Here is a 24,137-nt window from a genome sequence, read left to right as displayed (position 1 = left end):
CGAATTGGAATGCCGTCGGAACGCCGACTGGCTCCCCTCCGAGTTGAGTCGCGGGCAGTCTGTGCTTTTTCTTGTGCGGCGCGGTCGGTTGCGCTACTATGGTTCCAGCTCTGAATCTTGGGCGCGATGGCGCCCCACTTCCTTCCCATAGTCCCGTATCGCCCATTTTCAACGTTCTCTCGGTTCGGGTTCGCAGTGCGCTTTACCGCGGTCGATTCGAGCGCCATTCCCATTCCTTTGCCTGTAAACCTCAAGAAGGAGGATGAACGTGAAGTTCTTTCTGGACACGGCCGACCTCGCCGAGATCGAGGAGGCGGCCAGCTGGGGCGCTTTGGCCGGCGTGACCACCAACCCGACGCTGTACTCGCGCATCGGGGGCAAGCTGGACGACTTCCACGCGCACATCAAGCGCATCTGCGACATCGTGGCGCCGGATTGCCCGGTGTCCGCCGAGTCGGTGGCCATGACCCGCGACGAGATCGTCCGCGACGGCCGGGAGCTCGCCGCCATCGCGCCGAACGTCGTCGTGAAGATCCCCACCATGGTGGAGGGCCTGGCCGCCACGCGCGCGTTGGCCGACGAGGGCATCCCGGTGAACATGACCTTGTGCTTCACGGTGCCCCAGGCCATTTTGGCCGCTCGCGCCGGCGCCCGCTACATCTCGCCGTTCGTGGGCCGCTTCGACGACATCTCCGAGGACGGCCTGGCGCAGCTGGACGACGTCGTGCGCGCCATCGGCAACTACGACTTCTCCGAGGACACCGTGAACGGCGAGCAGATCGAGATCATCGCCGCCTCCATCCGCAGCGCCAACCATGTGACCCAGGCCGCTCTCATGGGGGCCGACATCGCCACGGTTCCCTTCGGCATTCTGAAGAAATGCGTGCAGCATCCGCTGACCGACCGCGGCCTTGAGTCGTTCCTCAAGGACTGGGAGAAAGTGCAGAACGCATGAGCGATACCCAAGAGACGATGACGACGGAAGCGGCCGCCCCGGAGGCGACCCTCGAGAAGCCGAAGCGCGGCCGTCCCCGCAAGAAGGCGGAAGAGGCCCCGGCGCCGGCACCGGCACCGGCTGCCGAAGGCGCCGAGGCGTCAGCCGCTCCGGCCAAGAAGACGACGCGCCGCCGTGCTGCGGCCAAGCCCGCCGACGAGGCCGCATCTCCCGCAGCCACCGAGGCGCCGACGGCCGAGGAGGCGCCGAAGCCGCGCCGCACCCGCGCCCGCAAGACGCCCGAGCCGGCGGCGGAGGAGGGGACGGGTGCCGCGACCCACGCAGCATCTACGACTTCCGAGACTTCCGAAGAGGCTCCCAAGCCGCGCCGCGCCCGCGCCCGTAAGGCGGCATCCGAGCCGACGGCCGGCGCGGAGGAGAAGGCCCCGCAGGCCAAGGAGCCCGAGGGCGCCGAGGCGTCCGCAGCGGGCACCGGCACGTCCGAGGCGCCCGCGCCCGCCGATGCCCCCGAGTCCAAGGAGGCTCCTCGCCGCGAGCGCACCACCACGACGGTGATCCGCCGCCGCGACCGCGAGGAGCGCCGCCAGAACCAGAACGGCCAGAACACTCAGAACGGCCAGGGCCAGGGCAAGCAGAACGGCCAGAACAAGCAGAGCGCCCAGAATAGCCAGGGCGGCAAGAAGAACAAGAAGAACCGCCACGAGAATCGCAACCGAGAGCCTCAGCCCTCCGTCTCCAAGGAGGAGCTGACAGAGCTCAAGGTGGCCGACCTGCGCGCTCGCGCCGCCGAGGCCGGGGTGGATGCCGCGGGCCTGAAGAAGGCCGAGCTGGTGGACGCCATCTACGAGGCCGTCTGCAAGGCCGAGGGCTTCGCCGAGGTCACCGGCGTGCTGGACATCATGGGCGACGGCTACGGCTTTTTGCGCACCTCCGGCTACCTGCCCGGCGAGAACGACATCTACGTGGGGCTCGCCACCATCCGCAAGAACGGCCTGCTCAAGGGCGACATGGTCACGGGCACGACGCGCCCGGCGCGCCCCAACGACAAGTTCGCGGCCCTGCAGAAGGTGTCGGCCGTCAACGGCATGGCCCCCGAGATCATGGCCCTGCGCCCGAAGTTCGCCGACCTGACCCCGGTGTTCCCCGACGAGCGCCTGCTCATGGAGCACGGCAAGAACACCACCACGGCCCGCGTCATCGATCTGACGGCCCCCATCGGCAAGGGCCAGCGCGGCCTCATCGTCTCGCCGCCCAAGGCCGGCAAGACCACCGTGCTCAAGGACATCGCCGCCGCCATCACAGCGAACAACCCGGACGTGCACCTCATGTACCTGGGCATCGACGAGCGTCCCGAAGAGGCGACCGACATGGAGCGCTCCATCCGCGGGGAGGTGGTCTCCTCCACCTTCGACATGCCCTCCGAGAACCACATCCAGGTGGCCGAGCTCGTCATCGAGCGCGCCAAGCGCCTGGTCGAGCAAGGGAAGGACGTCGTTATCCTGCTGGATTCCATCACGCGCTTGGCCCGCGCCTACAACTTGGCGCAGCCCGCGAGCGGCCGCATTCTCTCCGGCGGCGTCGATTCCACGGCCCTTTATCCGCCCAAGCGCTTCCTCGGCGCCGCTCGCAACATCGAGAACGGCGGCTCGCTCACCATCCTCGCCTCGGCCCTCATCGAGACCGGGTCGAAGATGGACGAGGTGATCTTCGAGGAGTTCAAGGGCACCGGCAACATGGAGCTGAAGCTCGACCGCTACCTGGCCGATCGCCGCATCTTCCCGGCCATCGACCCCATCTCCTCGGGCACGCGCAAGGAGGAGCTGCTCATGGATCCGCAGGAGGCCCCGCTCATCTGGGGCGTGCGCCGCATTCTGGCCAACACGAACTCCACCGAGCGCGCCATGGACATGCTCATCAAGTCGCTGAAGCAGACCAATTCCAACCAGGAGTTCCTGCTGCGCATGGCGAAGAAGATGCAGGCTCAGCAGGGTCGTGCGGACGATGGCATGGAACTGTAAGCCCGACGAATCCGGCCCGACGAAAGAGGCATCATGAGCGATCAAAACCAATGGCAGAACGCCGCCTGGGGCGCACCGCAGGAGGGCACCCCGTCCTCGGGCGGCACATCGGCGGGGCAGGGGCAGGGCGCCCCATCGCAGCAGGCCGCTCCCCAGCCTCCCTATCAGGTGGCTCCGCAGCCGCAGGCGCAGGCAAATCCCTACGGCTACGCCGCTGCCCAGCCGCGCCCGACTGCCGCCTATGCCGCCCAGTCCCAAGCCGCTTACGCCGCGCAGCCCCAGTCGCAGCCGGCTGCCGCCTACGCGGCGCCGGCCCAGGCTCCCTACGGCACCGCGGCTGGGGCCGTCCCGGCCCAGCAGCCCAAACGGCGCGGTTGGATCGTCGGTCTGGCCGCCGTGCTGACGGTGCTCATCTTGGGGGTGGCCACCATCGGGTCGTGCACCTCGGTGTTCACCAGTTCCATGGGGGCCTTCTCCTACGAGTCGCCCTCCTGGGCCGACACGGTTACCGGAGACACCGTGGGCATCATCAACATCAGCGGCACCATCCAGTACGACGGCACCACCTCAAGCCCCGAGGGGCTTAAAAGCCAGTTGGACGCCGCCGAGCAGAACCCGCATATCAAGGCGGTCGTGCTGCGCGTGAACTCCGGCGGAGGCGTGGCCACGGCCGGCGAGGAGATGAGCACCTACATCCGCGACTTCTCCAAGCCCGTGGTGGTCTCGAGCGCCTCCATCAACGCGAGTGCCGCCTACATGATCTCGTCCCAGGCCGACTACATTTTCACGGACAAGACGACCTCCATCGGCTCCATCGGCGTCATCATGTCGGTGACCGACCTGTCGGGGCTCTACGAGAAGCTGGGTATATCCGTCGAGAACATCACCTCGGCCGACGCCAAGGACTCCGGCGCCGGCAACCGCCCGCTCACCGAGGAGGAGCGCGCCTGGTACCAGGATCAGGTGGATCAGATCAACGAGGTGTTCATCAACTTCGTCGCCGAGGGCCGCGACATGCCGGTGGAAGACGTGCGCGCGCTGGCCACGGGCCTTACGTTCACCGGCATGGACGCCGTGGAAAACGGGCTGGCCGACGAGTTGGGCACCCAAGAGGCCGCCGTGGCGAAGGCCTGCGAGCTGGCCGGTATCGCCGATGCTGATACCGTGTATCTGCAGTCGTCCACGAGCGATTTGTCGCGCCTTCTGGATATCATGGGCACCGAAGATTCGCTGGATGTTTCCGGGACACTGAAGGAGTTGGAGAACCGTGTCGGACTTGAATAGCAGAGAGCGGGTCGAGTGGCCCGCCCGCGCCGTGGTGACGGCGGGCATGCCCTATGGGAACAAGCCCTTGCACTTCGGCCACATCGGCGGCGTGTTCGTGCCCGCCGACGCCTTCGCGCGCTTTCTGCGCGACCGCATCGGCGCCGAGAACGTCCGTTTCGTCTCCGGTACCGACTGCTTCGGCAGCCCCATCAACGAGGGCTACCGCAAATTGGTGGAGGCCGGCGAGTTCTCGGGCACCATCGCCGACTACGTGCTCGCCAACCATGAGCGCCAGAAGGCGACCCTCGAGGCCTTCCAGGTGAGCCTGGACATCTACGAGGGAAGCGGCATCGGGCACGCGGGCGACGTGCACCAGATGATCTCCGACCAGTTCATCGAGCGCCTGCACGAGAGCGGCCACTTGAAGCTGGATTCCACCCTGCAGTTCTACGACGCTAAGGCCGGCACCTTCCTGAACGGCCGCCAGGTGCAGGGCCACTGCCCCGTGCAGGGCTGCAAGTCGGAGCACGCCTACGCCGACGAGTGCGATCTGGGGCACCAGTACGCGCCAGTGGACCTCATCGCTCCGGTATCCACGCTCACGGGCACCGTCCCCGAGATGCGGCCCGTGGAGAACTGGTACTTCGATCTGCCCGGGTTCGAGGACTTCCTGAAGGGCTACGTGCGCGAGCTTGAGGCCGACGACGAGGTGCGCCCGGTAGTGACCAAGGCCATCGCCGAGTTTCTGGCGCCGCCCGTGATCTTCGTGAAGAACGAGCACTTGGAAGAGTACGAGGCCATGGCCGCCGAGCTGCCGCCCCACGAGTTCCGTCCCGCCGAGGGCAACAAGCAATCCTTCGAGATAGAGTTCGCCTCCATCGGCGAGCGCGATCGGGCCCGCGACGCGCTGGCCGCGGCCGGCCTGCGCTTCCGCACCTCGAAGACGCTCGTGCCCTTCCGCATCACCGGCAACATAGAATGGGGCGTGCGCGCTCCCGTCATCGACGGCGTGGAGGGGCTCACGGTGTGGTGCTGGCCCGAATCGCTGTGGGCGCCCATCTCGTTCACCATTACGATCAACGACGAGCAGGGGATGCCGCGCACGAGCTGGCGCGACTTCTGGTGCTCCGACGACGCTCGGGTCTACCAGTTCATCGGCCAGGACAACCTGTACTTTTACGGCGTGGCCCAGCCGGCGCTGTGGGAGGCTCTGCGCCCCGGCGGCCTGTTCGCCGAGGGCCCCGACTCCCAGATGCGCCAGACCACGCTCGTGGCGAACCACCATATGCTCTTCGGGAAAAAGAAGGCCTCCTCGTCGGGCGCGGTGAAGCCGCCCACGGGCGAAGAGCTGCTGGAGCACTACACGCCCGAGCAGCTGCGCGCCCACTTCCTGGCGCTCGGGCTCGACCAGAAGTCCGTCGGCTTTTCCCCGAAGCCCTTCGACCCGGACCCGGCCAAGCGCGACGATCCGCGCTACGCCGACCCGGTGCTCAAGGAGGGGGCGCTGCTCACCAATGTGTTCAACCGCCTCGCCCGCAGCTGCTTCTACGAGGCGCAGAAGAACTTCGACGGCTGCATGCCTTTGGGCGCCGTGACGCCCGAGGTGCGTCGTCGCGCCTTCGAGGCGCTGCTCGACTACGAGGAGCGCATGCACAAGGTGGAGCTGCACCGGGTGATGTCGGTGTGCGACGAGTTCATCCGCTGGTCGAACAAGTGGTGGGCCGACGGCATCAAGGCCGCCGAGGCGTCCGAGGACGCGGATGCGCGCCGCCAGGTGCTTGTGGACTCGTTCTACCTGCTGCGCGTGGCCTGCCTGCTCATGCATCCCGTCGTGCCCGTGGGCTGCGAGAAGATCTGCGACTACCTGAGCTTCGACTTCGGTGACTTCTTCAGCTGGAACTACGACTTCGATTCCAACGACGAGTTGTGCCCGGCCATCGAGATCGATGCCGGCGCCCACCGCATCCACGAGCTCCCTCCGCGCTTCGATTTTTTCCGCAAGCACGAGTCGCAGTACAAGTAAGGCTAACGTGCCGGACCGATCGTTCCGAGAGCCCGCTTCTGGCGGGCTCTTTTTGCTCCTTCGGATGTCCTGTCCGCGAAAGCGATGGTCCGTAAGGGATGAGCGAGAGCGCGCAAATGGGGCTGCGAGTGCCCAGCATGGCGGATCCGATGCATCGAACCGGAAGTCGCGGTTGCGCGGCTGCGTGGCGGAGGCTGTCGGTCGGAGGTTGCGGCCGCGATGCTGTTCGTTGAGTGGTGCGGACGAGATAGCGCGGGCTGGGAGCTTTGTAGCGGAAGGGGAATGAGATGGCTACGATTGTCGAGGGCCTTCTTGCTGCGCGGGGACGCCTCCTCCGGCGCTTGTCTGCCTTGTCGTACTTTCTTTGCGCAATCCCTTGCTTTTGCGGGGGATTGTGCTATTTTAGACAGGCTGTCTTCGCAGGCGTGCGATGGGCAGCGGCAATTATCACACATGCTCGGGCGACCGGCACCGCGAGTGGCCACCGGAAAAGGCTGCGGTTGAACTGGGATGACCTCGGGCAGAGGACTAACGAATGGAGTGATCATGACGAAAGTCAGCATTACCACGCTGCTCGACGCCGGCGCGCACTTCGGGCATCAGACCCGCCGCTGGAACCCCAAGATGAAGCCGTACATCTTCGGCAGCCGCGGCGACATCTACATCATCGACCTGAAGCAGACCCTCTACGGGCTCGACGCCGCCTACACCTTCGTGAGCAACCTCACCCGCAAGGGCGGTACCGTGCTGTTCGTGGGCACCAAGAAGCAGGCCCAGGAGGCCGTCGCCGACGCCGCCAACCGCTGCGGCATGCCCTACGTGAACGCCCGCTGGCTCGGCGGCATGCTCACCAACTTCGCCACCATCCGCACCCGCGTGAAGCGCATGGAGGAGCTGGAGGCCATGGACGCCGACGGCCGCATGGCGCTGCTTCCGAAGAAGGAGCAGATCCTGCTGCACAAGGAGCTCGCGAAGCTGCAGACCAACCTCAATGGCATCCGCAACATGAAGAAGGTGCCCGACGCCATCTTCGTGATCGACACCAACCGCGAGGGCATCGCCCTGCACGAGGCCCATCGTCTGGAGATCCCCGTGGTGGGCACGCTGGACACCAACTGCGATCCGGACGACGTGGATTACGGCATTCCGGCCAACGACGACGCCATCCGCTCGGTGCGCCTTCTGGCCGACTTCATGGCCGACGCCGTCATCGCCGGCACCGGTGCCGACGTGACCGCCGCCGAGATGGCCGGCGAGGCCGCTGCCGCCGACGCCGTGGCCGAGGTGGCCGTCGAGGCCGCTGCCGACGTGGCCGAGGGCGCGGGCGCCGAAGTGGCCGCCGACGTCGTGGCTGACGCGGTTTCCGAGTAACCCGACCCAGTAAGACTCTCATTCCCCAAAGGAGGAATTCATGGCTAACATCACCGCTTCCATGGTGAAGGAGCTCCGCGAGATGACCGGCGCGGGCATGATGGAGTGCAAGAAGGCCCTGGCCGAGGCCGAGGGCGAGATGGAGAAGGCCGTCGACGTGCTGCGCACCCGCGGGCTCGCCGCCGTGGCCAAGAAGGCCGGCCGCGCCACCAACGAGGGCACCGTCATGGCCATCGTGAACGACGCGTGCACCACCGGCGCCGTGGTCGAGCTGAATTGCGAGACCGACTTCGTGGGCATGAACGAGAAGTTCAAGGCCTACGCCGAGAAGATCGCCAAGGCGGCGCTTGCCGCCAAGCCGGCCGATGTGGACGCGCTGAAGGCCGCCGTCATCGACGGCGAGACCGTCGAGGAGATCGTCACCGACTGCATCCACGTGATGGGCGAGAACACCCAGCTGGCCCGCGTGGCCGTGGTGGACGCCCAGGCTGTGTCCGCCTACATCCACGGCGGCGGCAAGATCGGCGTTCTGGTGACCTTCAACGTTGAGGGCATCGATCCGGCCTCCGACGCCTTCCAGAAGTGCGGCCGCGACATCGCCATGCAGGTGGCCGCTCTGAACCCGGTGTCCGCCACCCGCGAGGACGTGCCCGCCGACGTGGCCGCCCACGAGATGGAGATCTACAAGGCCCAGGCCGCCGAGTCCGGCAAGCCCGAGGCCATCCAGGAGAAGATCGCGCTCGGCCGCATGGACAAGTTCTACAAGGAGAACTGCCTCGCCGAGCAGGACTTCGTGAAGAACCCCGACCTCACGGTGGCCCAGTACGCCGACGAGTGCGCCAAGGAGATGGGCGGAAAAATCGCCATCACCGGTTTCGTGCGCTTCGCCCTGGGCGAGTAGCCGCAACGGGATGGATTTATTTCCAAAAGGAGGAAAGCCCGCGCGGGTGCGCGGGCTTTTTTCTATAATAGGGACACTTGTGAATAGTTGCATGACGCGGGGCGCTCGGGCGTCCCGGCAAAAGGACTAGAAATGAACCAGGAAGTCATCATCGTTCGGGGAAACCATACCCTCAAAGGCGACGTGCGCGTCTCCGGCGCCAAGAACTCGGCCTTGAAGCTCATGGCCGCGTCCATTCTGGGGCAGGGGGAGACGATCCTGCACAACGTGCCACTCATTTCCGATATCGAACTTATGAGCGAGGTGCTCGCGCGCCTGGGCGCCACCGTGGTGCGCGAGGGGCATACCCTGCGCATAAACACTGCCGACGTCGACAGCTGCGAGACGCCCTACGAGCTCGTCTCGAAGATGCGCGCCTCCATCTCGGTGCTGGGGCCGCTCATCGGGCGCTTCGGCGAGGCGCGGGTGGCCATGCCCGGCGGCTGCCAGATCGGCGCCCGCAAGATCGACATGCACCTGGTGGGCTTGGAGGCCCTGGGCGTTGCGTTCGACGTGGATCACGGCGTTCTGGCCGCCACGACGCCGAACGGCCTGCGCGGCACCCACGTGTACCTCGAGTTCCCCTCGGTGGGCGCCACGGAGAACATGCTCATGGCCGCCGTGACCGCCGAGGGCCACACGGCCATCGAGAACGCCGCCTGCGAGCCCGAGATCGAGGATCTGGCGAACATGCTCAATGCCATGGGAGCCCGCGTGTCCGGCGCCGGCACCTCGCTCATCGAGATCGAGGGCGTGCCGCTCTCGACGCTCCATCCCTGCGAGCACACGACGGTGGGCGACCGCATCGAGGCGGGCACCTTCCTCGTCGGCGGCGCGCTTTCCGGAGGCCCCCTCACCGTGCACGGCATCGACCCCGCCTTTTTGCGCATGGCCATTATGAAGTTGCGCGCCATGGGCTGCGATGTCGAAACGGGCGACGACTGGATCACCGTGCGCCGCGAAGGGCCCTTGTCCTCCGTGGACATCCAGACGCTGCCGCACCCCGGCTTTCCCACCGACCTGCAGGCCCAGTTCATGCTGCTGGCGGCCCTGGCCGATGACGTGTCGGTCATCACGGAGAACGTCTTCGAGAACCGCTTCATGTTCGCCGCCGAGCTCATGCGCATGGGGGCCGACGTGACGCTGGACGACCACCATGCCATCGTGCGCGGTGTCGATCATTTGGAAGGGGCACCCGTGTCCTCCACCGATCTGCGGGCGGGCGCGGCTCTCGTGCTCGCGGGTATCGTGGCTGACGGCGAGACGAGCGTGCACCACTTGGAGCACATCGACCGCGGCTATGAGGACTACGTGGGCAAGCTGGCCTCCCTCGGCGCCGACATCCGTCGCGTGTCCGCGGATTCTCTCCGCTAGGGGCGTCCATGGCACTGCACGGCAAAAAGGCCCCTTCGGCCTCCCAGACCCGTCGCGTCTCCCGACGCGTGAACGATTCCATGATCGGCTCCCATGTGGAACGCGGCTCCTCCGCTCGGGGGCGCCACGCTGCCGGCGCCGACCGTCCGGCCCGCGTCGACTTCTCCGACGGACGCCGCAGCCGCCGAGCTGACCGCGGCATGGTGGACCAGGTGGACGTGGGCGCTACGAGCGGCGAGAGCGACTCCGATTACGCTCGGCGCCGCGCCCGGCGCAGCTACGCCGAGGAGATTCAGGCCAAGGGGCGCCGCCGCAAGATGATCTTCTTCGGGGCGGTTGCCCTGCTCGTAGTCGTGGTGGCCGCCGTGGCGGGCACGGCGGCGTTCTTCGCCTGGTCCGACTCCCAGCTGTCCTTGGGCGACTCGAACGCCAAAGAGGCGCTGACGGCTCCCGAGGAGGGAGCGCCCTATTACGCGCTGCTCTCCGCCGATCTCGCCAAGAACACGGCAGCTCCCTCCGCATCTGACGCGGCCTACCTGGCCGTGCGCATCGACGAGGGCGCCCGCACGCTTACGTTCATCTCGCTGCCGCCCTCGGTGTCCGTGGAGCTTTCCGACGGCGAGCGCCACGCCCTCCGCGACGCCACGTCGGTTGGCGGCGACGCGGAGCTTCTCCGGGCCGCCGGTTCGCTGCTCGGGGTTCAGTTCGCCCACTTTGCCTCCACCGATGCCGAAGGCCTCGCCTCCCTGGTTGATCTGGTGGGAGGCGTGCCGGTGGAGCTGTCCGAGGAGGTGGACGACCCCCGGGCCGGCATTCACGTGCTGGCCGCCGGCTCCCAGACGCTTGACGGCGCCCAGGCGCTCACGCTTTTGCGAGCGGCCAACTACAGCGATGCAATGGGAATGCAGGCGAAGATGCGGGCCCTGTTCACGGTGAACCTGGCCGAGCGCGCCACCTCGGGCGAGGGCCTTTCCTTCCCGAGCGTGATAGCCGACGGCGCGCCCTTCGTCTCCACGGACTGGACGAGCGGCCAGCTCATTTCCTTGGGCGATGCTCTCAGCCCCCTCACCGAGGCGACGGTGTACGCTGCCGTGGTTCCCGGGCGCCTCACGACCTCCGACGAGGGCGAGGAGACCTACGAGGTGTCCGACGAGGATCTCGCCGCGATGATGGAAGCGGTGAACGCGGGGAATTCGCCGGAGAGTTTCGAGGGCAACCTCGCCAATGTCGACCGCAGCCTCGTCACCGTGGAGGTGCGCAACGGCAGCGGCATCCAGGGCGCGGCGGCCCGTTGCGGCGAGCTTCTGACCTCGGCGGGCTACGACGTGAAATCCGTCGGCAACGTGGACGATGGCACGGTGTACCCCGAGACGCTCGTCATCTACAAGGACGAGGCCTTCGAAATCGCCGCCAAGGCCATCGTGAGCGACCTGTCCGCGGGACGGGTGGTGAACGGCGGTGACTTCTATGCCTTCGACACCAACGTTTTGGTGATCATCGGCACCGACTGGATCGGCTAGGCGCCCTCTGTGTTATGATGCTGGCCGATATAGGAAACCTCTCACGATAGGAGTGACTCATGGTTGAGAAGTCCGATGTGGCCGCGGTGCTGGAGCTGATCCGCCCGAGCCTGCAGGCCGACGGCGGCGACGTGCAGCTGGTGGACGTGTCCGACGACGGCGTCGTCACGGTGGAGCTGCAGGGTGCCTGCAAGGGCTGCCCCATGTCCCAGATGACGCTCGCCAATGGCGTCGAGCGCATCCTGAAGGAGCGCGTGCCCGGCGTTACCTCCGTGGTGCCGGCCCAATAGGCGGCAACGAGTTCGGGAATGCGTGCGGGCTCTTCGGGGCCCGCTTTTTTACGAGAGAGGCTGGTGTATGGAAGGATGCTGGAGCCGTCGCGGGTGCGATGACGAGATGCAGGGGCGCTGTCCGCACAACGTGCCGGGGGAGCCGTGCCCGGCGGACTGCCATTACGCGGCGTGCCACCGTCCGACTCATGTGGTGTGCGAGGACTTCGGAGTGCTCTTAAATCCGAACCGCGATTACGACGCGGCTGTCAAGCAGGTGTGTCGCTTCTGCGAGCACTTCCTTGTGAATGGGCCGGACATCGACCCGGAAACGTGCACGCGCGACAAATTCAGCGGTCGCAACCGGTTCCTGCTTTAGGACTCGACACAGATTTTGTGACCATTTTCTCTCGACTTTTTGCAAAGACCGAGAAGGCAGTTGGGTGAGAGGGCTTGCTTTTGCGTGATTGTCGAGGGGCTCTGCTACAATGCAGTTCGGCAAAGGTTCAAGCGTGAGCGAAGGCGGTGAGAGCAGTGAAAGCGAAGGTGACCTGTCCGGCCTGCGGGGCCGATGACCTCGACGTGCGCGCTTACGACTCGCTCATGGCCCTGCGCGCCGATCTGGCGCTGTTCACGCTGACCTGTCCCCATTGCGCCGCCCGCATCTCGGCGCTTCTGACCATTCCGCCCGAGTTGCGGGAGGAAGTTGTATTTGCCGCCATCGAGCTGGGCGCCGGCATGGGCGCCCATGAGGGAACATCGTAATGCTGAACGACATTTATCAGGGGCTTGACCCCATTGCCTTCTCGCTGGGGCCTCTGGTGGTGCGCTGGTACGGCCTGGCCTACGTGCTCGGGTTCGTCTGCGCCGCCGCCATCATCTACTTCGTAGCGAAGCGCTGGAAGCTCGGCATGAGCGAGGACAACCTGCTCACGCTCATGGTCTGCGCCATCGTCGGCGTGGTGCTGGGTGCGCGCATCGGATACGTGCTGTTCTACGGCGACGGCTACTACCTGTCCCATCCGCTGGAGATCCTTGCGTTCAACCAGGGGGGCATGAGCTTCCATGGCGGTCTCGTGGGGTTGCTCATCGGCGGCGCCGTAGCTGCCCGTATAACGCGTATCCCGTTTCTCGCGTTGGCCGATCTGGGCTCCATTGCCGCACCGGTGGGCCTGTTCTTCGGCCGCTGCGCCAACTTTGTGAACGGCGAGCTGTGGGGCGCGCCCACCGACGGGCCCCTTGGCGTCGTGTTCGGCGGGGCGGCCGGCATGATGCCGCGTCATCCCAGCCAGCTCTACGAGGCGGTGCTGGAGGGACTCGTCATCTTCTGCGTCCTGTTCGCGCTCTCGCGCAAGCGGCCGCCGAGGCCCCAGGGCACCTTCCTCGGCGCATTTCTGGTGCTCTACGGCATCTTCCGCTTCCTCATCGAGTTCGTGCGCGAGCCCGACGTGCAATTGGGATACCTGTGGGGCGGTTGGCTCACTATGGGCCAAGTGCTCTCGGCGCCGCTCATTGTGGCCGGCATCGCGCTGCTCATCTGGGCAGCGAGGACGCGGCATCCCCAGGTTGGGCCGCAGGAGATTCAGCCGCCGTCTGTTCCTGGCGAGGCGGCTTAGGCGCTCCATCGGGTTTTCTTGTAACGACGTGGTGTCACCCGGCGCTGCGGAAATTAGGGCGGCGCTCCTTCCAGTACAATATTTCAAGGCTGCGGACAGCGCGTCTGCGGCTCTTTGTAACGAGCAGCTACAAGAGATATGAGGTAGAACATGGACGTGAAATTCTACAAGTGCATGCATTGCGGCAACATTGCCGTTAAGGTCTTCGACGCGGGCGTGCCGCTGGTGTGCTGCGGCGAGAAGATGGTCGAGCTGGTCGCCGACTCTCAGGACGCCGCCCTGGAGAAGCACGTGCCCGCCGTCGAGGTCGAGGGCAACAAGGTCATCGTGAACGTGGGTTCGGTGGATCATCCCATGCTGGAGGAGCACTGGATCCAGTTCATCTGCCTGGTGACCGACAAGGGCTACCAGATCCACCCGCTCGCCCCGGGCGATGCCCCCCACGCTGAGTTCGTCGTCGCCGAGGGCGAGACGCCGCTCAAGGTCTACGAGCACTGCAACCTCCACGGTTTGTGGGTGACCGAGATCTAAAGCGCCCGCTCGCGGAGCGAAATGAGAAAGACCCGTGTTGCGCGGGTCTTTTTTTCTTGCATTCGGGGAAAACGGTGCTAATATAGACAAGCTTGTCTCAGGGCTTGGTCGGAAACCAAGCCGCATTCGGCCCCTTGGTCGGAAACCAAGGAAGTTAGGAGAACCCAATGAAGCAAGGTATTCATCCGGAGTACGTGGACTGCGTCGTGAAGTGCAGCTGCGGCAACACCTTCACCACCCGCTCCACCAAGCCCGAGCTGAAGATCGACATCTGCAACGCCTGCCACCCCTTCTACACCGGCACCCAGAAGCTCATCGACACCGGTGGACGCGTCCAGCGCTTTGCCGACCGCTTCGGCGCCGCTAAGGACGTCGTGGCCGAGCGCGAGGCCGCTAAGAAGGCCGAGCGCGCCGCCCAGATCGCCGAGCGCGAGGCCGCCAAGAAGGCCGAGCGCGAGGCCAAGGCCGCTGCCAAGGCTGAGCGCGCCGCCGCTTACGCTGCCAAGGCCGCCGAGGAGGCCGCCCGCGCCGAGGCCATGGAAGAGGTCCAGAACATGGAGGACGCCGCTGCCGCCGGCACCGCCGAGGAGGCTCCCGGCGTGGAGCTGACCGACGCCGAGGTGACCGAGGCCGTGGAGGCCGCCGAGTAGCCCGTCATCGCATTCGGTGAACGCAAGACCCGCTTGCACCCCCTGTGTGCGGCGGGTCTTTTCTTTTACCGTCCTGTGAATTCCCGCATGGGGGAGCGGGCGCGGTTTTATAATGCTGAAGGTTGAATGTAACGCGACCGATGGGAGTAGAGATGGTTGCGAATCCGGAGCAGGACTTCGTCCTGAAAACGGTGGAGAGCAGGGATGTGCATTTCGTTCGGTTCTGGTTCACCGACGTTTTGGGCAACATGAAGTCCTTCGCGGTGGTGCCCGGCGAGCTGGAGAGCGCCTTCGAGGAGGGCATGGGCTTCGACGCCAGCTGCATCGAGGGGTTCTCGGCGGCGCAGGAGTCGGATATGCTGGCCTTTCCCGACCCCTCCACCTTCGAGATCCTGCCCTGGCGCCCCCAGGCCAACGCCGTGGCCCGCATGATCTGCGACATCCGCACGCCGGAAGGGGAACCCTACGCGGGAGATTCGCGCCATGTGCTGGAGCGCGTAGTGCGTCGGGCCGCCGAGGCCGGCTACTCGTTCATCGTGGGGCCCGAGCTGGAGTACTTCTACTTCAAGGACGCCGAGGGCACCCAGGTGCTCGACCACGGCAGCTATTTCGATCTGACGTCGCTCGATTCCGCCTCCGACTTGCGCCGCGACACGGTGCTCACCCTGGAGAAGATGGGCATTCCCGTGGAGTACTCCCACCATGAGAAGGGTCCCTCCCAGCACGAGATCGACTTGCGCTACGCCGATGCGCTCTCCATGGCCGATGCTGTCATGACCTACAAGCAGGTGGTGAAGGAAATCGCCATGAAGCACGGGGTGTACGCCTCCTTCATGCCCAAGCCCATGGCGGACGCGCCCGGCAACGGCATGCATGTGCACCAGAGCCTCATGGACCGCTCGGGCAACAACGTGTTCTTCGACCCGGACGATCCGTCGGGCTACAACCTGTCGGCCACGGCGAAGAGCTATATCGCCGGCCTTCTGAAGTACGCGCCCGAGTACACCCTGGTCACGAACCAGTACGTGAACTCCTACAAGCGCCTGCAGCCGGGAGGTGAGGCACCCACCTGCATCAGCTGGGGCGCGCGCAACCGCTCGACCTTGGTGCGCATCCCAGGCTATCGCCCGAACAGCGAGTCGGCCTGTCGGGTGGAGCTGCGCAGCCCCGACCCGGCGGCGAACCCCTATCTGGCCTTCGCCGTCATGCTGGCCGCGGGGCTGGCGGGCATCGAGGAGGGGCTTGAGCTCATGCCCCCCGCCGACGAGGCCGCGCCCATCGGCTGCACGCGCTACGAGCATCGGGCGCGGGGCATCGAGACCTTGCCGGAATCCCTCGGCGAGGCCGTGGAGCGCTTCGCGGAAAGCCGCCTTATGCGCGAGACCTTGGGCGAGCACATCCACGATTACCTCGTGCGCACCAAGCGCGAGGAATGGGAGGCCTACCAGGGCATCGTGACCGCGTGGGAGCTCGAGCGCAATTTGGCGGTGTTGTAGCATGCAGCGCAAAACGGTAATCTTCATCGCGGACAGCCTCGATAACGCCCACAAGTTCCAGCAGGTGCTCTCGAAGCTGGACGTGGACGTGGCGGCCGGCTCGTCGGTTCAGTTCAAGAAGCTGCTCGCGGCGCACCCGAGCCACGATCTGGTCATCTACGAGGCGCGGGGCGACGCTCTGGGCACAGTGGCCTCCGTTGAGGCGGCGCTTGCCGAGGAAGGCGCCACCGCCATGCTCGTCATCGTGAACGAGGACCAGCTCGCCCAGTTCCGCCTGCCGGTGTCCTGCAAGGCCGACTTCGTCGTGCACGGGGCGAGCGCCGCCGAGTGCGCCACCCGCATCCGCCAGCTGCTGTGGCCCGGCAACGAGGGCAGTTCGGCCGACTACATCACCGTGGACAACATGACCGTGAACCTGGCCACCTACCAGGTGAAGGTCGGCGGCGAGCCGGTGGACCTCACCTATTTGGAATACGCCCTGCTCGCCTTCCTCGTCACTCACCCGGGCCGCACCTACTCCCGTGACGCGCTGCTGCGCCGCGTATGGGGCTTCGACTACTACGGCGGCAGCCGCACCGTGGACGTGCACGTGCGCCGGGTGCGCGCCAAGCTCGGCCCGGAGCTCGCCCAACGCCTGGAAACGGTGCGCGGCGTCGGCTATTTGTGGAACGCCTAAGACCCGAAAGGCTCGAAATGTCAAAAAAGATCGCCGTCATCGACGGAAACTCGCTCATGCATCGCGCCTACCATGCGGTGCAGACGCCCATGACCGCCAAGGACGGCACCCCCACCAACGCCGTCTTCGGCTTCCTCACCATGCTCTGCAAGTTCATCGAGATGGCCTCGCCGGACGCGGTGGTGTGCGCCTTCGACGCCGGCAAGCCGGTGCACCGCATCGAGGCCATGGCCCAGTACAAGGCGCAGCGGCCGCCCATGGACGAGGAGCTGCACGTGCAGTTCCCCGTCATTCAGGAGCTGCTCGAGTCCATGGCCATCCCCGTGGTGAAGGTGCCCGGCTGGGAGGGCGACGACATTCTGGGCACCATTGCCGCCCGCGATGAGGCGTTGGGATACGAGACCTTGCTCGTCACCGGCGACAAGGACGCCTACCAGCTGGCGAGCGAGCTGACGCGCATCGTGACCACGAAGAAAGGCATCACCGACGTCACCATTAACGGCCCGGCCGAGGTGGAGGAGCGCTACGGCGTGACACCGGCGCAATTCATCGACTATCTGGGCCTTATGGGCGACAGTTCCGACAACATCCCCGGCGTGCCCGGCATCGGGCCGAAGACCGCCACGAAGCTTTTGCAGACCTACGGTTCCATGGAGGGCATCTACGAGCATGTGGGGGAGCTCAAGGGCAAGCAGAAGGAGAACATCGAGAACAACCGCGAGACGGCGTTTCTGTCCCGCGAGATCGCGACCATCGTGACCGATCTGGACTTCCCCCTCGATCTGGAGTCGGTGAGCTTCCCCGCCTTCGATGCGGCGGACGTGGAGGAGACCTTCGGCAAGTACCAGCTGGCGAGTCCTCTGGCCCGAGTGCTGGCCATGATCGACGCCGAGCCGCCCTCGCGGGAGGCGAAGCTGGAAGTGGCCCCGATGCTCGAAGGGGATGCGGGTGCGGCGGAAGTCGCCCGGGCCGTGGCGGCCGGGGAGACCATCGGCGTCGCCTTCGTCGATCCCGAGCAGGTGTCGCTGTTCGACGAGGGGGCCTGTGGCGCGTTTGCCACCGATAAGGCGACGGTGATCGCTGTCGGCGACGCGGCGCTGGCGCTGCTTGCCCAGGTGGTGCGCGAGGGCTCCTTCGTGGCCCTGGACGTAAAGGCCGAGCTGCACCGGGTGTACCCGGCCGACACCGCCGAGCCGGCTCTCGTGAGCGATGGGGAGGTGCTCTCTGCCGACGGCTTCGACCTGTCCGTGGCGGGCTACGTGCTGAACTCGTCGCTTTCCGCCTACACCTACGACTCGCTCATGGAGGTCCTGGCCGCCTCCACGCTGCCCGAGGCCGAAACCGACGCCGAGCGCGCGGCCATCCGCGCCACGGCGGCCCGACTGCTGAAGGGGCTCTTGGAAGAGGCGCTGAAGAAGGACGGCAGCTGGGACGCCTATGCCGACATCGACTTGCCGCTCGTGGGGGTGCTCGCCGTCATGGAGCGCGTGGGCGCCGCCATCGACGTGGAGCGTCTGGAGGCGCTGGGGCGCGAGGCCCAGGCCGAGGTGGACGGTCTCACGGCCCAGATTTACGAGCTGGCCGGGGAGCCCTTCAACTTGAGTTCCCCCAAGCAGCTGGCCCACATCCTCTTCGAGGTACTGGAACTGCCCCCGGTGAAGAAGAACCAGCGCGGGTACTCCACCGACGCCAAGGTGCTCACGGAGCTGTCGGCCATCCATCCGTTGCCCGACCTCATCCTGCGCTACCGCGAGTTCTCGAAGATCAAGAACACCTACATCGACGCCCTGCCCCGCATGCGGGCCGCCGACGGCCGCGTGCACACCCAGTTCAACGAGACGGTCACCACGACCGGGCGCCTGTCCTCATCCGACCCGAACCTGCAGAACATTCCCGTGCGCACCGAGTTCGGCCGCCAGATCCGCAGTTGCTTCGTGCCGCTGCGGGCGGGCGAGCTGTTCCTGTCGGCGGACTACTCGCAGATCGAGCTGCGCCTGCTCGCGCATCTGTCCGGCGACGAGCACTTGGTGGCGGCATTCAACTCCGGGGCGGATTTCCACGCCTCCACGGCCTCTCGCGTCTTCGGTCTGCCGGTGGAGGCGGTGACGCCGGAGCTGCGCAGCCGCGCCAAAGCGGTGAACTTCGGCATCGTCTACGGCCAGCAGGCCTTTGGGCTCTCCCAGACGCTGGACATCCCCGTGGCCGAGGCCCGCGAGATGATCGACCGCTACTTCGAGGCGTACCCCGGCGTGCGCACTTACTTGGACGAGACCGTCGCCGAGGCGAAGGAGCGCGGTTTCGCCGAGACCATGCTCGGCCGCAAGCGCCACATTCCCGAACTGAAGAGCTCCAACGGCCAGCAGCGCGCCTTCGGCGAGCGCACGGCCATGAACCACCCCATGCAGGGCAGCGCCGCCGACATCATCAAGATGGCTATGAACGAGGTGCAGCGCCGGCTTTTGTCCGAGGGCTTTGCGGCCCAGCTCATGATCCAGGTGCACGACGAGCTGGACTTCTCGGTGCCGGCTGGGGAAGTGGAGCGGTTGGCCGCCATGGTGAAAGAGGTCATGGAGGGCGTCGTCGAGCTGAAGGTACCCCTCATCGCCGATGTCAGCTGGGGCCCCACCTGGGCCGAGGCGCACTAGCGAGTCGACCAAGTCAGCTGAGTGAGCCATGCGCTGGGAGGTCGGGAAGAGGTATTCCCAGACCTCTGCGCGCCCCCTGTAGAACGCGGCCGTTAAGAAATAGCTTCCACTTCAGCAGCAGCGATGCGGGGATGGTACCGACTGATGTGCGTTCCTTTCGCTATTTCTTTTGCCGCGTTCGAAAGGGGATAAAGCGCGCAGCGGGCTGGGAATACCTCTTCCCGACCTCCCATCCGGAGGAGCCCCTACACCGTCTTCCAAAAATCCTGGACGAGCTCTTGGCGGTTGGCGTGCCCCGTCTTCTGCAGGATGTTGTGCACGTGCACCTTCACGGTGGAAGGGGAGAGCGACATCGACGAGGCGATGTTCTGGTTGTCCTGATCGCGCAGGATGTAGTCGAGCACCTCCTGCTCGCGGGCCGTCAGCTGGTGGCGCTTGGCGTAGACGAGCAGATCCTCGGCGGTCTGGCGGTAGCGCAGGGTGTCGTCCACCACGGGCGACGTGTTCGAGTGAATGTTCAGCTGGCGCAGGGCGAACCAGCAGGTCATAGCCGCGCAGACCATCATGAGCACGTTCTCGGCGTAGTTGCGCTCCGCTGACAGCGTGATTGGCCCCAAGGTGATTGTGTCGGTGGACAGCACGAGGAAGAACAGCGCGTCCTCGGCCACCATGACCATTCCGAGCAGGGCGAGAGCGACGCAATGGTTCTTGTAGCGCCCAAGTCGTTGCCGCTCGACCTGGTCTTTCGTACGCAGGTAGTGAACGGCGCCATAGGCCAGGATCCAGAACATGAAGGCGGCGCGGCAGCTGTAATAGCAGAACCTCAGCACCTTGCTCTCGCCGGAGATGGCGAGCAGGATCAGCGAAAGGGCGGCATAAACGACGATGGGCGTGATGCGGATGCTGCGACGGCACTCGCCGATGTACTCGCAGACCATGAACCAGAAGGCGCCGAGAAAGCCGGCTCCGGTGACCATCGTGTAGAGCGAGCGGATGAAATAGTACTCCTGGGTCAGCCCCGAGGCCAGCTCGCGCGCCGCATAGTCGTCCTGCAGGATGGAGGCCACGTCGAAGAAGTAGAACATGAACGCGATGCAGGCGAACAGCATCGTTTTCCGCTTCGTCACCAAATACGAGGAAAGACACACTGCCGCCGTCAGTGCCGAGACGAGAATAACCAAGAGCGTCTCGTAGAAAATCGCCAGTCCCATAGACCCCTTCGTTCCAGCCAGCCTGCATCAAACCCTCTTTTTAAGCTCATTATATCGCTTCGCGGGGAATTTCGAGGGTCGGGGGAAGCCGTCGAGAGCGATGGGGGCCTGGATGGCGCTCTGCGTTCCCCGAATGCGTCGCTCGAAGGAGAGTTGTGGAGACGCGCCCGGGCGAAAACTCTTGAGCAGAAAGCTTACGAAACGGTAACAGCGCTTAATTACCTGACGAAAAGTCAATAATCAGAGTTTTTAAAAAGCGTAAGTGACCTGCGGTTTAGATTGGTTGTAGAAGAAACCCGTAGGAAAGCGTTTGGCTGATGGGGCCGAGCTACAACTGGTTTAGACCTTTCGCAAACTTCATAGTTCCTGCACATTGGATTCATGAAATCGCGAGCCAGTTCCTTCGGGACTCGCGTGGCCGTGGAGGGAAACCGCGGCAGCCGGCAATCGAGTGGCGCGGACGCGCCAGATCGGAGAGTCACATGCAAGGAGTAAACGTCAAGAGCGAGATCGGCAACCTCAAGAAGGTTATCCTTCATCGCCCGGGGAACGAGCTTTTGAATCTCACCCCGAACACGCTGGAGGAGCTGCTGTTCGACGACATCCCGTTTTTGGAGGTCGCCCAGGCCGAGCACGACGCCTTCGCCGGAATTCTGCGCGAGGAGGGCGTCGAGGTCGTGTACCTGGAAGACCTCATGGCCGAGGCCCTGGACACCGATCCGGCCCTGCGCGAGAAGTTCCTCGACCAGTGGATCTACGAGGCGGGCATCCGCACCGATCTGTACACCCAGATCATCAAGGACTACATCAATAGCGAGTACGCCGGCACCAAGGACATGGTCATGAAGACCATGGCCGGTATCAACCTGCAGGAGCTGCCGCAGCAGCACACCAACCTGCTCGTGGACATGGTGTCCGACCGCACGAAGCTCGTGTGCGCCCCGATGCCGAACCTGTACTTCACCCGCGATCCGTTCAACATGATCGGCAACGGCGTGGGCATCAACCGCATGTACAGCCAGACGCGCAACCGCGAGACCATCTACGGCTCCTACATCTTCAACTATCATCCGGATTTCAAGGACGTGCCGCAGTACTACAGCCGCGAGAACACCTTCCACATCGAGGGCGGCGACGTGCTGAACATCAACGAGCACGTGCTCGCCATCGGCATCTCGCAGCGCACCGAGCCCGACGCCATCGACCAGCTGGCCCACAACGTGTTCGGCGACGAGACGTCCACCATCGACACCATCCTGGCCTTCAACATCCCGGTGTCCCGCGCCTTCATGCACCTGGACACCGTGTTCACCCAGATCGACTACGACAAGTTCACCATCCATCCCGGCATCATGGGACCTTTGACCGTCTTCGAGATCACCCCGGACGGCAACGGCGGCACCAAGATCCGCGAGCGCGACGAGGATCTGGAGTCCATCCTGACCGAGTACGTCGGCCAGCCCGTGAAGCTCATTCCCTGCGGCGGCGGCGACCGCATCGCGGCCGAGCGCGAGCAGTGGAACGACGGCTCCAACACGCTGTGCGTGCGCCCCGGCACGGTCGTGGTGTACCAGCGCAACAACGTCACCAACGACGTGCTGTACAAGAACGGCATCAACTGCCTGGTCATGCCGTCCGCGGAGCTTAGCCGCGGCCGTGGCGGCCCGCGCTGCATGTCCATGCCGGCCTGGCGCGAGGCCATCTAGGCTCTCTTCCCATCCATTGCGGCGGCCGATCTCCCTTATCGGCCGCCTCTCCCTTAAGGAGAAACTCCCATGGCTGATACTAAAAAGAAGAAGCGCGCGAGCCTCTCTTCGTTCACCATCTTGCTGATCATCCTCGTGGTTCTCGCCGTCGTGACCGTCATCATGGCCGCTTGCGGCGTGGAGGGCATCGAGGGCGCCACGCTCTCCGGCGTACTCACCGCGCCGGTGTTCGGCTTCCAAGACGCCATCGGCGTGTGCCTGTTCGTCATGATCTTGGGCGGCTTCCTCGGCATCATTACCGAGACCGGCGCGCTTGACGCCGGCATCGCCGCGCTGGTTCACAAGCTCAAGGGCAACGAGCTCGTGCTCATTCCTATTTTGATGTTCATCTTCTCCATCGGCGGCACCACCTACGGCATGTGCGAGGAAACCGTGCCCTTCTACCTGCTGCTCGCCGCCACCATGGTGGCCGCCGGCTTCGACAGCCTGACCGGCGCGGCCGTGGTGCTGCTCGGCGCCGGCTGCGGCGTTCTGGGCTCCACGGTGAACCCGTTCGCCGTCGGCGTGGCCGTCGACGCGCTCTCCGGCGTGGGCATTGCTGTGAACCAGGCCATCATCATCGCGCTTGGCGCCATTTTGTGGCTCGTCACCATCACCATCTCCATCATCTTCGTGATGCGCTACGCCAAGAAGGTGAAGGCCGACAAGGGCTCCACCTTCCTGTCGTTGCAGGAGCAGCAGGACATGATGAACGAGTGGGGCATGAAGGAGTCCGAGGTCGAGGCCGGCGACGGCCAGGCCGCCGCCCCCGCCAAGATGACCGGCCGCCAGAAGTGGTCGCTCATCGTCTTCGGCCTGACCTTCGTCATCATGATCGTCTCGTTCATCCCCTGGACCGATCTCGGCGTGGACATCTTCGAGGCCGGTCAGGTGACCGAAGAGGTCACGACCACAATCAGCGGCGATGAACTCATTACGGCCTACGACGAGGCTAACGGCACCACCACCGAGCTGGCCGCTCCTGTGGAGGCCACCTCGGTTTCCGAGGAGACCGTGCAGCCCGCTTGGTCCTCGTTCCTGACCGGCGTGCCCCTGGGCGGCTGGTACTTCGACGAGGCCTCCACCTGGTTCCTGCTCATGGCGCTTGTCATCGGCCTTATCGGCGGGGTGTCCGAGGCTCGCTTCGTGAAGGCGTTCATCAACGGCGCCGCCGACATGATGTCGGTCGTGCTCATCATCGCGCTGGCTCGCTCCATCACCGTGCTCATGGCCTCCACGGGCCTGGACATGTGGATCCTGGAGAACGCCGCCAACGCGCTCGCGGGCATGTCGGCGATCATCTTCGCGCCGCTGTCCTTCCTGCTCTACATCGTCCTGTCCTTCCTGATCCCGTCCTCCTCCGGCATGGCCACCGTGTCTATTCCGATCATGGGCGGCCTGGCCCACCAGCTGAACTTCTCGGTGGAGACCATGGTCATGATCTACTCCGCCGGCAACGGCCTCGTGAACCTGTTCACCCCGACCTCCGGCGCTATCATGGGCGGTTTGGCCCTGGCCAAGATCGAGTACTCGACCTGGCTCAAGTTCGGAGCCAAGCTGTTCGTCGTGCTCGGGGTGGTTTGCATGGTGATTCTTACCGCCGCCATGCTCATCCTGCCCGGCGCGGCCTAAGATTCGTTGATAACAGCCTGCCGGCTGTCATCCTTCCGGGAGGGCGTCCTTTAGCGGGACGCCCTCCTCGTTTTCAGGCTCGTGAGCCTGCACGGCGCGCGAAGCGCGGCGGGCAAAAAACCACCCGCTATGCGGGTGCGCGTCGAAGGCTCCGCCCTTGCGTCAAAACGCCGCCAGTCGGGATACGATACGGGTGTTC

General features: G+C 65.2%; 20 protein-coding genes. 19 read left to right on the top strand and 1 reads right to left on the bottom strand.

Annotation, left to right across the window (positions count from 1 at the left end; all coding sequences use genetic code 11):
- Positions 1-268: 268 nt before the first annotated feature.
- The 17 genes from GO707_RS09090 to polA all read left to right on the top strand — a co-directional run bounded on the left by GO707_RS09090 (position 269) and on the right by polA (position 19,350).
- A complete protein-coding gene (locus tag GO707_RS09090; protein WP_114540510.1) occupies positions 269-955 on the top strand; it encodes a transaldolase family protein in 687 nt (228 codons plus the stop codon).
- Positions 952-2,973, top strand: a complete 2,022-nt coding sequence (rho, locus tag GO707_RS09085; protein ID WP_114540490.1) for a transcription termination factor Rho — start codon at positions 952-954, stop codon at positions 2,971-2,973. The genes GO707_RS09090 and rho overlap by 4 nt, the downstream gene beginning before the upstream one ends.
- Positions 2,974-3,006: 33 nt before the next feature.
- Positions 3,007-4,257, top strand: coding sequence for a signal peptide peptidase SppA (gene sppA, locus GO707_RS09080; RefSeq protein WP_114540489.1), 1,251 nt, complete (start codon positions 3,007-3,009; stop codon positions 4,255-4,257).
- Complete coding sequence (locus GO707_RS09075) at positions 4,241-6,262, top strand: class I tRNA ligase family protein (protein ID WP_256156660.1); 2,022 nt, start codon at positions 4,241-4,243, stop codon at positions 6,260-6,262. The genes sppA and GO707_RS09075 overlap by 17 nt, the downstream gene beginning before the upstream one ends.
- Before the next feature lie 546 nt (positions 6,263-6,808).
- Positions 6,809-7,633, top strand: a complete 825-nt coding sequence (gene rpsB / locus GO707_RS09070; RefSeq protein WP_114540508.1) for a 30S ribosomal protein S2 — start codon at positions 6,809-6,811, stop codon at positions 7,631-7,633.
- Positions 7,634-7,673: 40 nt separating this feature from the next.
- A complete protein-coding gene (tsf, locus tag GO707_RS09065) occupies positions 7,674-8,534 on the top strand; it encodes a translation elongation factor Ts (protein ID WP_114540488.1) in 861 nt (286 codons plus the stop codon).
- Between the two features lie 132 nt (positions 8,535-8,666).
- Entirely contained in the window at positions 8,667-9,947 is a 1,281-nt protein-coding gene (gene murA / locus GO707_RS09060) for a UDP-N-acetylglucosamine 1-carboxyvinyltransferase (RefSeq protein ID WP_114540487.1), read from the top strand.
- Between the two features lie 8 nt (positions 9,948-9,955).
- On the top strand, positions 9,956-11,467 hold the full coding sequence (locus GO707_RS09055) for an LCP family protein (RefSeq protein WP_114540486.1): 1,512 nt from the start codon (positions 9,956-9,958) through the stop codon (positions 11,465-11,467).
- A gap of 59 nt (positions 11,468-11,526) precedes the next feature.
- Positions 11,527-11,757 (top strand): NifU family protein, encoded by a 231-nt coding sequence (locus GO707_RS09050; protein WP_114540485.1) that lies wholly within the window; start codon positions 11,527-11,529, stop codon positions 11,755-11,757.
- Between the two features lie 67 nt (positions 11,758-11,824).
- Positions 11,825-12,115 carry a hypothetical protein gene (locus GO707_RS09045; RefSeq protein ID WP_114540484.1) on the top strand — a complete coding sequence of 97 codons (291 nt, stop codon included), beginning with the start codon at positions 11,825-11,827 and terminating at the stop codon, positions 12,113-12,115.
- A gap of 155 nt (positions 12,116-12,270) precedes the next feature.
- The gene (locus tag GO707_RS09040; RefSeq protein ID WP_114540483.1) at positions 12,271-12,501 is read left to right on the top strand and encodes a CpXC domain-containing protein; all 231 of its coding nucleotides are present in this window, start codon (positions 12,271-12,273) and stop codon (positions 12,499-12,501) included.
- Positions 12,501-13,352, top strand: coding sequence for a prolipoprotein diacylglyceryl transferase (lgt, locus tag GO707_RS09035; protein WP_114540482.1), 852 nt, complete (start codon positions 12,501-12,503; stop codon positions 13,350-13,352). Before GO707_RS09040 ends, lgt begins: the two co-directional genes overlap by 1 nt.
- 150 nt (positions 13,353-13,502) lie before the next feature.
- Complete coding sequence (locus tag GO707_RS09030; protein WP_114540481.1) at positions 13,503-13,883, top strand: desulfoferrodoxin family protein; 381 nt, start codon at positions 13,503-13,505, stop codon at positions 13,881-13,883.
- A gap of 167 nt (positions 13,884-14,050) precedes the next feature.
- A complete protein-coding gene (gene rpmE / locus GO707_RS09025; RefSeq protein ID WP_114540480.1) occupies positions 14,051-14,533 on the top strand; it encodes a 50S ribosomal protein L31 in 483 nt (160 codons plus the stop codon).
- 152 nt (positions 14,534-14,685) lie between these two features.
- Positions 14,686-16,029 (top strand): glutamine synthetase family protein, encoded by a 1,344-nt coding sequence (locus tag GO707_RS09020; RefSeq protein WP_157012849.1) that lies wholly within the window; start codon positions 14,686-14,688, stop codon positions 16,027-16,029.
- A 1-nt stretch (position 16,030) separates the two neighbouring features.
- Positions 16,031-16,705, top strand: coding sequence for a winged helix family transcriptional regulator (locus GO707_RS09015; protein ID WP_022740168.1), 675 nt, complete (start codon positions 16,031-16,033; stop codon positions 16,703-16,705).
- Between the two features lie 17 nt (positions 16,706-16,722).
- Positions 16,723-19,350, top strand: coding sequence for a DNA polymerase I (gene polA / locus GO707_RS09010; protein ID WP_114540478.1), 2,628 nt, complete (start codon positions 16,723-16,725; stop codon positions 19,348-19,350).
- Positions 19,351-19,595: 245 nt separating this feature from the next.
- On the opposite strand, the gene GO707_RS09005 is transcribed toward polA, so the two are convergent.
- Positions 19,596-20,561: a helix-turn-helix transcriptional regulator gene (locus GO707_RS09005; RefSeq protein ID WP_114540477.1), complete on the bottom strand. Its 966-nt coding sequence runs from the start codon at positions 20,559-20,561 to the stop codon at positions 19,596-19,598.
- Between the two features lie 482 nt (positions 20,562-21,043).
- Here GO707_RS09005 and arcA point away from each other — a divergent pair, with 482 nt between their 5' ends.
- Positions 21,044-22,267 carry an arginine deiminase gene (arcA, locus tag GO707_RS09000; RefSeq protein ID WP_114540476.1) on the top strand — a complete coding sequence of 408 codons (1,224 nt, stop codon included), beginning with the start codon at positions 21,044-21,046 and terminating at the stop codon, positions 22,265-22,267.
- 69 nt (positions 22,268-22,336) lie between these two features.
- Positions 22,337-23,938, top strand: a complete 1,602-nt coding sequence (locus GO707_RS08995; protein WP_114540475.1) for a YfcC family protein — start codon at positions 22,337-22,339, stop codon at positions 23,936-23,938.
- The last annotated feature ends 199 nt before the right edge of the window (positions 23,939-24,137 follow it).

This window comes from Adlercreutzia rubneri, assembly GCF_009755265.1.
GTDB lineage: Bacteria > Actinomycetota > Coriobacteriia > Coriobacteriales > Eggerthellaceae > Adlercreutzia > Adlercreutzia rubneri.
This window is presented reverse-complemented; position numbering and strand designations above follow the sequence as displayed.

Bases quoted from the DNA above. Each gene is read 5' to 3' on its own strand.
- arcA (WP_114540476.1), top strand. From the start codon at position 21,044: ATGCAAGGAGTAAACGTCAAGAGCGAGATCGGCAACCTCAAGAAGGTT.
- polA (WP_114540478.1), top strand. From the start codon at position 16,723: ATGTCAAAAAAGATCGCCGTCATCGACGGAAACTCGCTCATGCATCGC.
- tsf (WP_114540488.1), top strand. From the start codon at position 7,674: ATGGCTAACATCACCGCTTCCATGGTGAAGGAGCTCCGCGAGATGACC.
- GO707_RS09030 (WP_114540481.1), top strand. From the start codon at position 13,503: ATGGACGTGAAATTCTACAAGTGCATGCATTGCGGCAACATTGCCGTT.
- GO707_RS09005 (WP_114540477.1), bottom strand. From the start codon at position 20,561: ATGGGACTGGCGATTTTCTACGAGACGCTCTTGGTTATTCTCGTCTCG.
- rpsB (WP_114540508.1), top strand. From the start codon at position 6,809: ATGACGAAAGTCAGCATTACCACGCTGCTCGACGCCGGCGCGCACTTC.
- lgt (WP_114540482.1), top strand. From the start codon at position 12,501: ATGCTGAACGACATTTATCAGGGGCTTGACCCCATTGCCTTCTCGCTG.
- rho (WP_114540490.1), top strand. From the start codon at position 952: ATGAGCGATACCCAAGAGACGATGACGACGGAAGCGGCCGCCCCGGAG.
- GO707_RS09055 (WP_114540486.1), top strand. From the start codon at position 9,956: ATGGCACTGCACGGCAAAAAGGCCCCTTCGGCCTCCCAGACCCGTCGC.
- GO707_RS08995 (WP_114540475.1), top strand. From the start codon at position 22,337: ATGGCTGATACTAAAAAGAAGAAGCGCGCGAGCCTCTCTTCGTTCACC.
- murA (WP_114540487.1), top strand. From the start codon at position 8,667: ATGAACCAGGAAGTCATCATCGTTCGGGGAAACCATACCCTCAAAGGC.
- rpmE (WP_114540480.1), top strand. From the start codon at position 14,051: ATGAAGCAAGGTATTCATCCGGAGTACGTGGACTGCGTCGTGAAGTGC.
- GO707_RS09015 (WP_022740168.1), top strand. From the start codon at position 16,031: ATGCAGCGCAAAACGGTAATCTTCATCGCGGACAGCCTCGATAACGCC.
- GO707_RS09050 (WP_114540485.1), top strand. From the start codon at position 11,527: ATGGTTGAGAAGTCCGATGTGGCCGCGGTGCTGGAGCTGATCCGCCCG.
- GO707_RS09045 (WP_114540484.1), top strand. From the start codon at position 11,825: ATGGAAGGATGCTGGAGCCGTCGCGGGTGCGATGACGAGATGCAGGGG.
- GO707_RS09020 (WP_157012849.1), top strand. From the start codon at position 14,686: ATGGTTGCGAATCCGGAGCAGGACTTCGTCCTGAAAACGGTGGAGAGC.
- sppA (WP_114540489.1), top strand. From the start codon at position 3,007: ATGAGCGATCAAAACCAATGGCAGAACGCCGCCTGGGGCGCACCGCAG.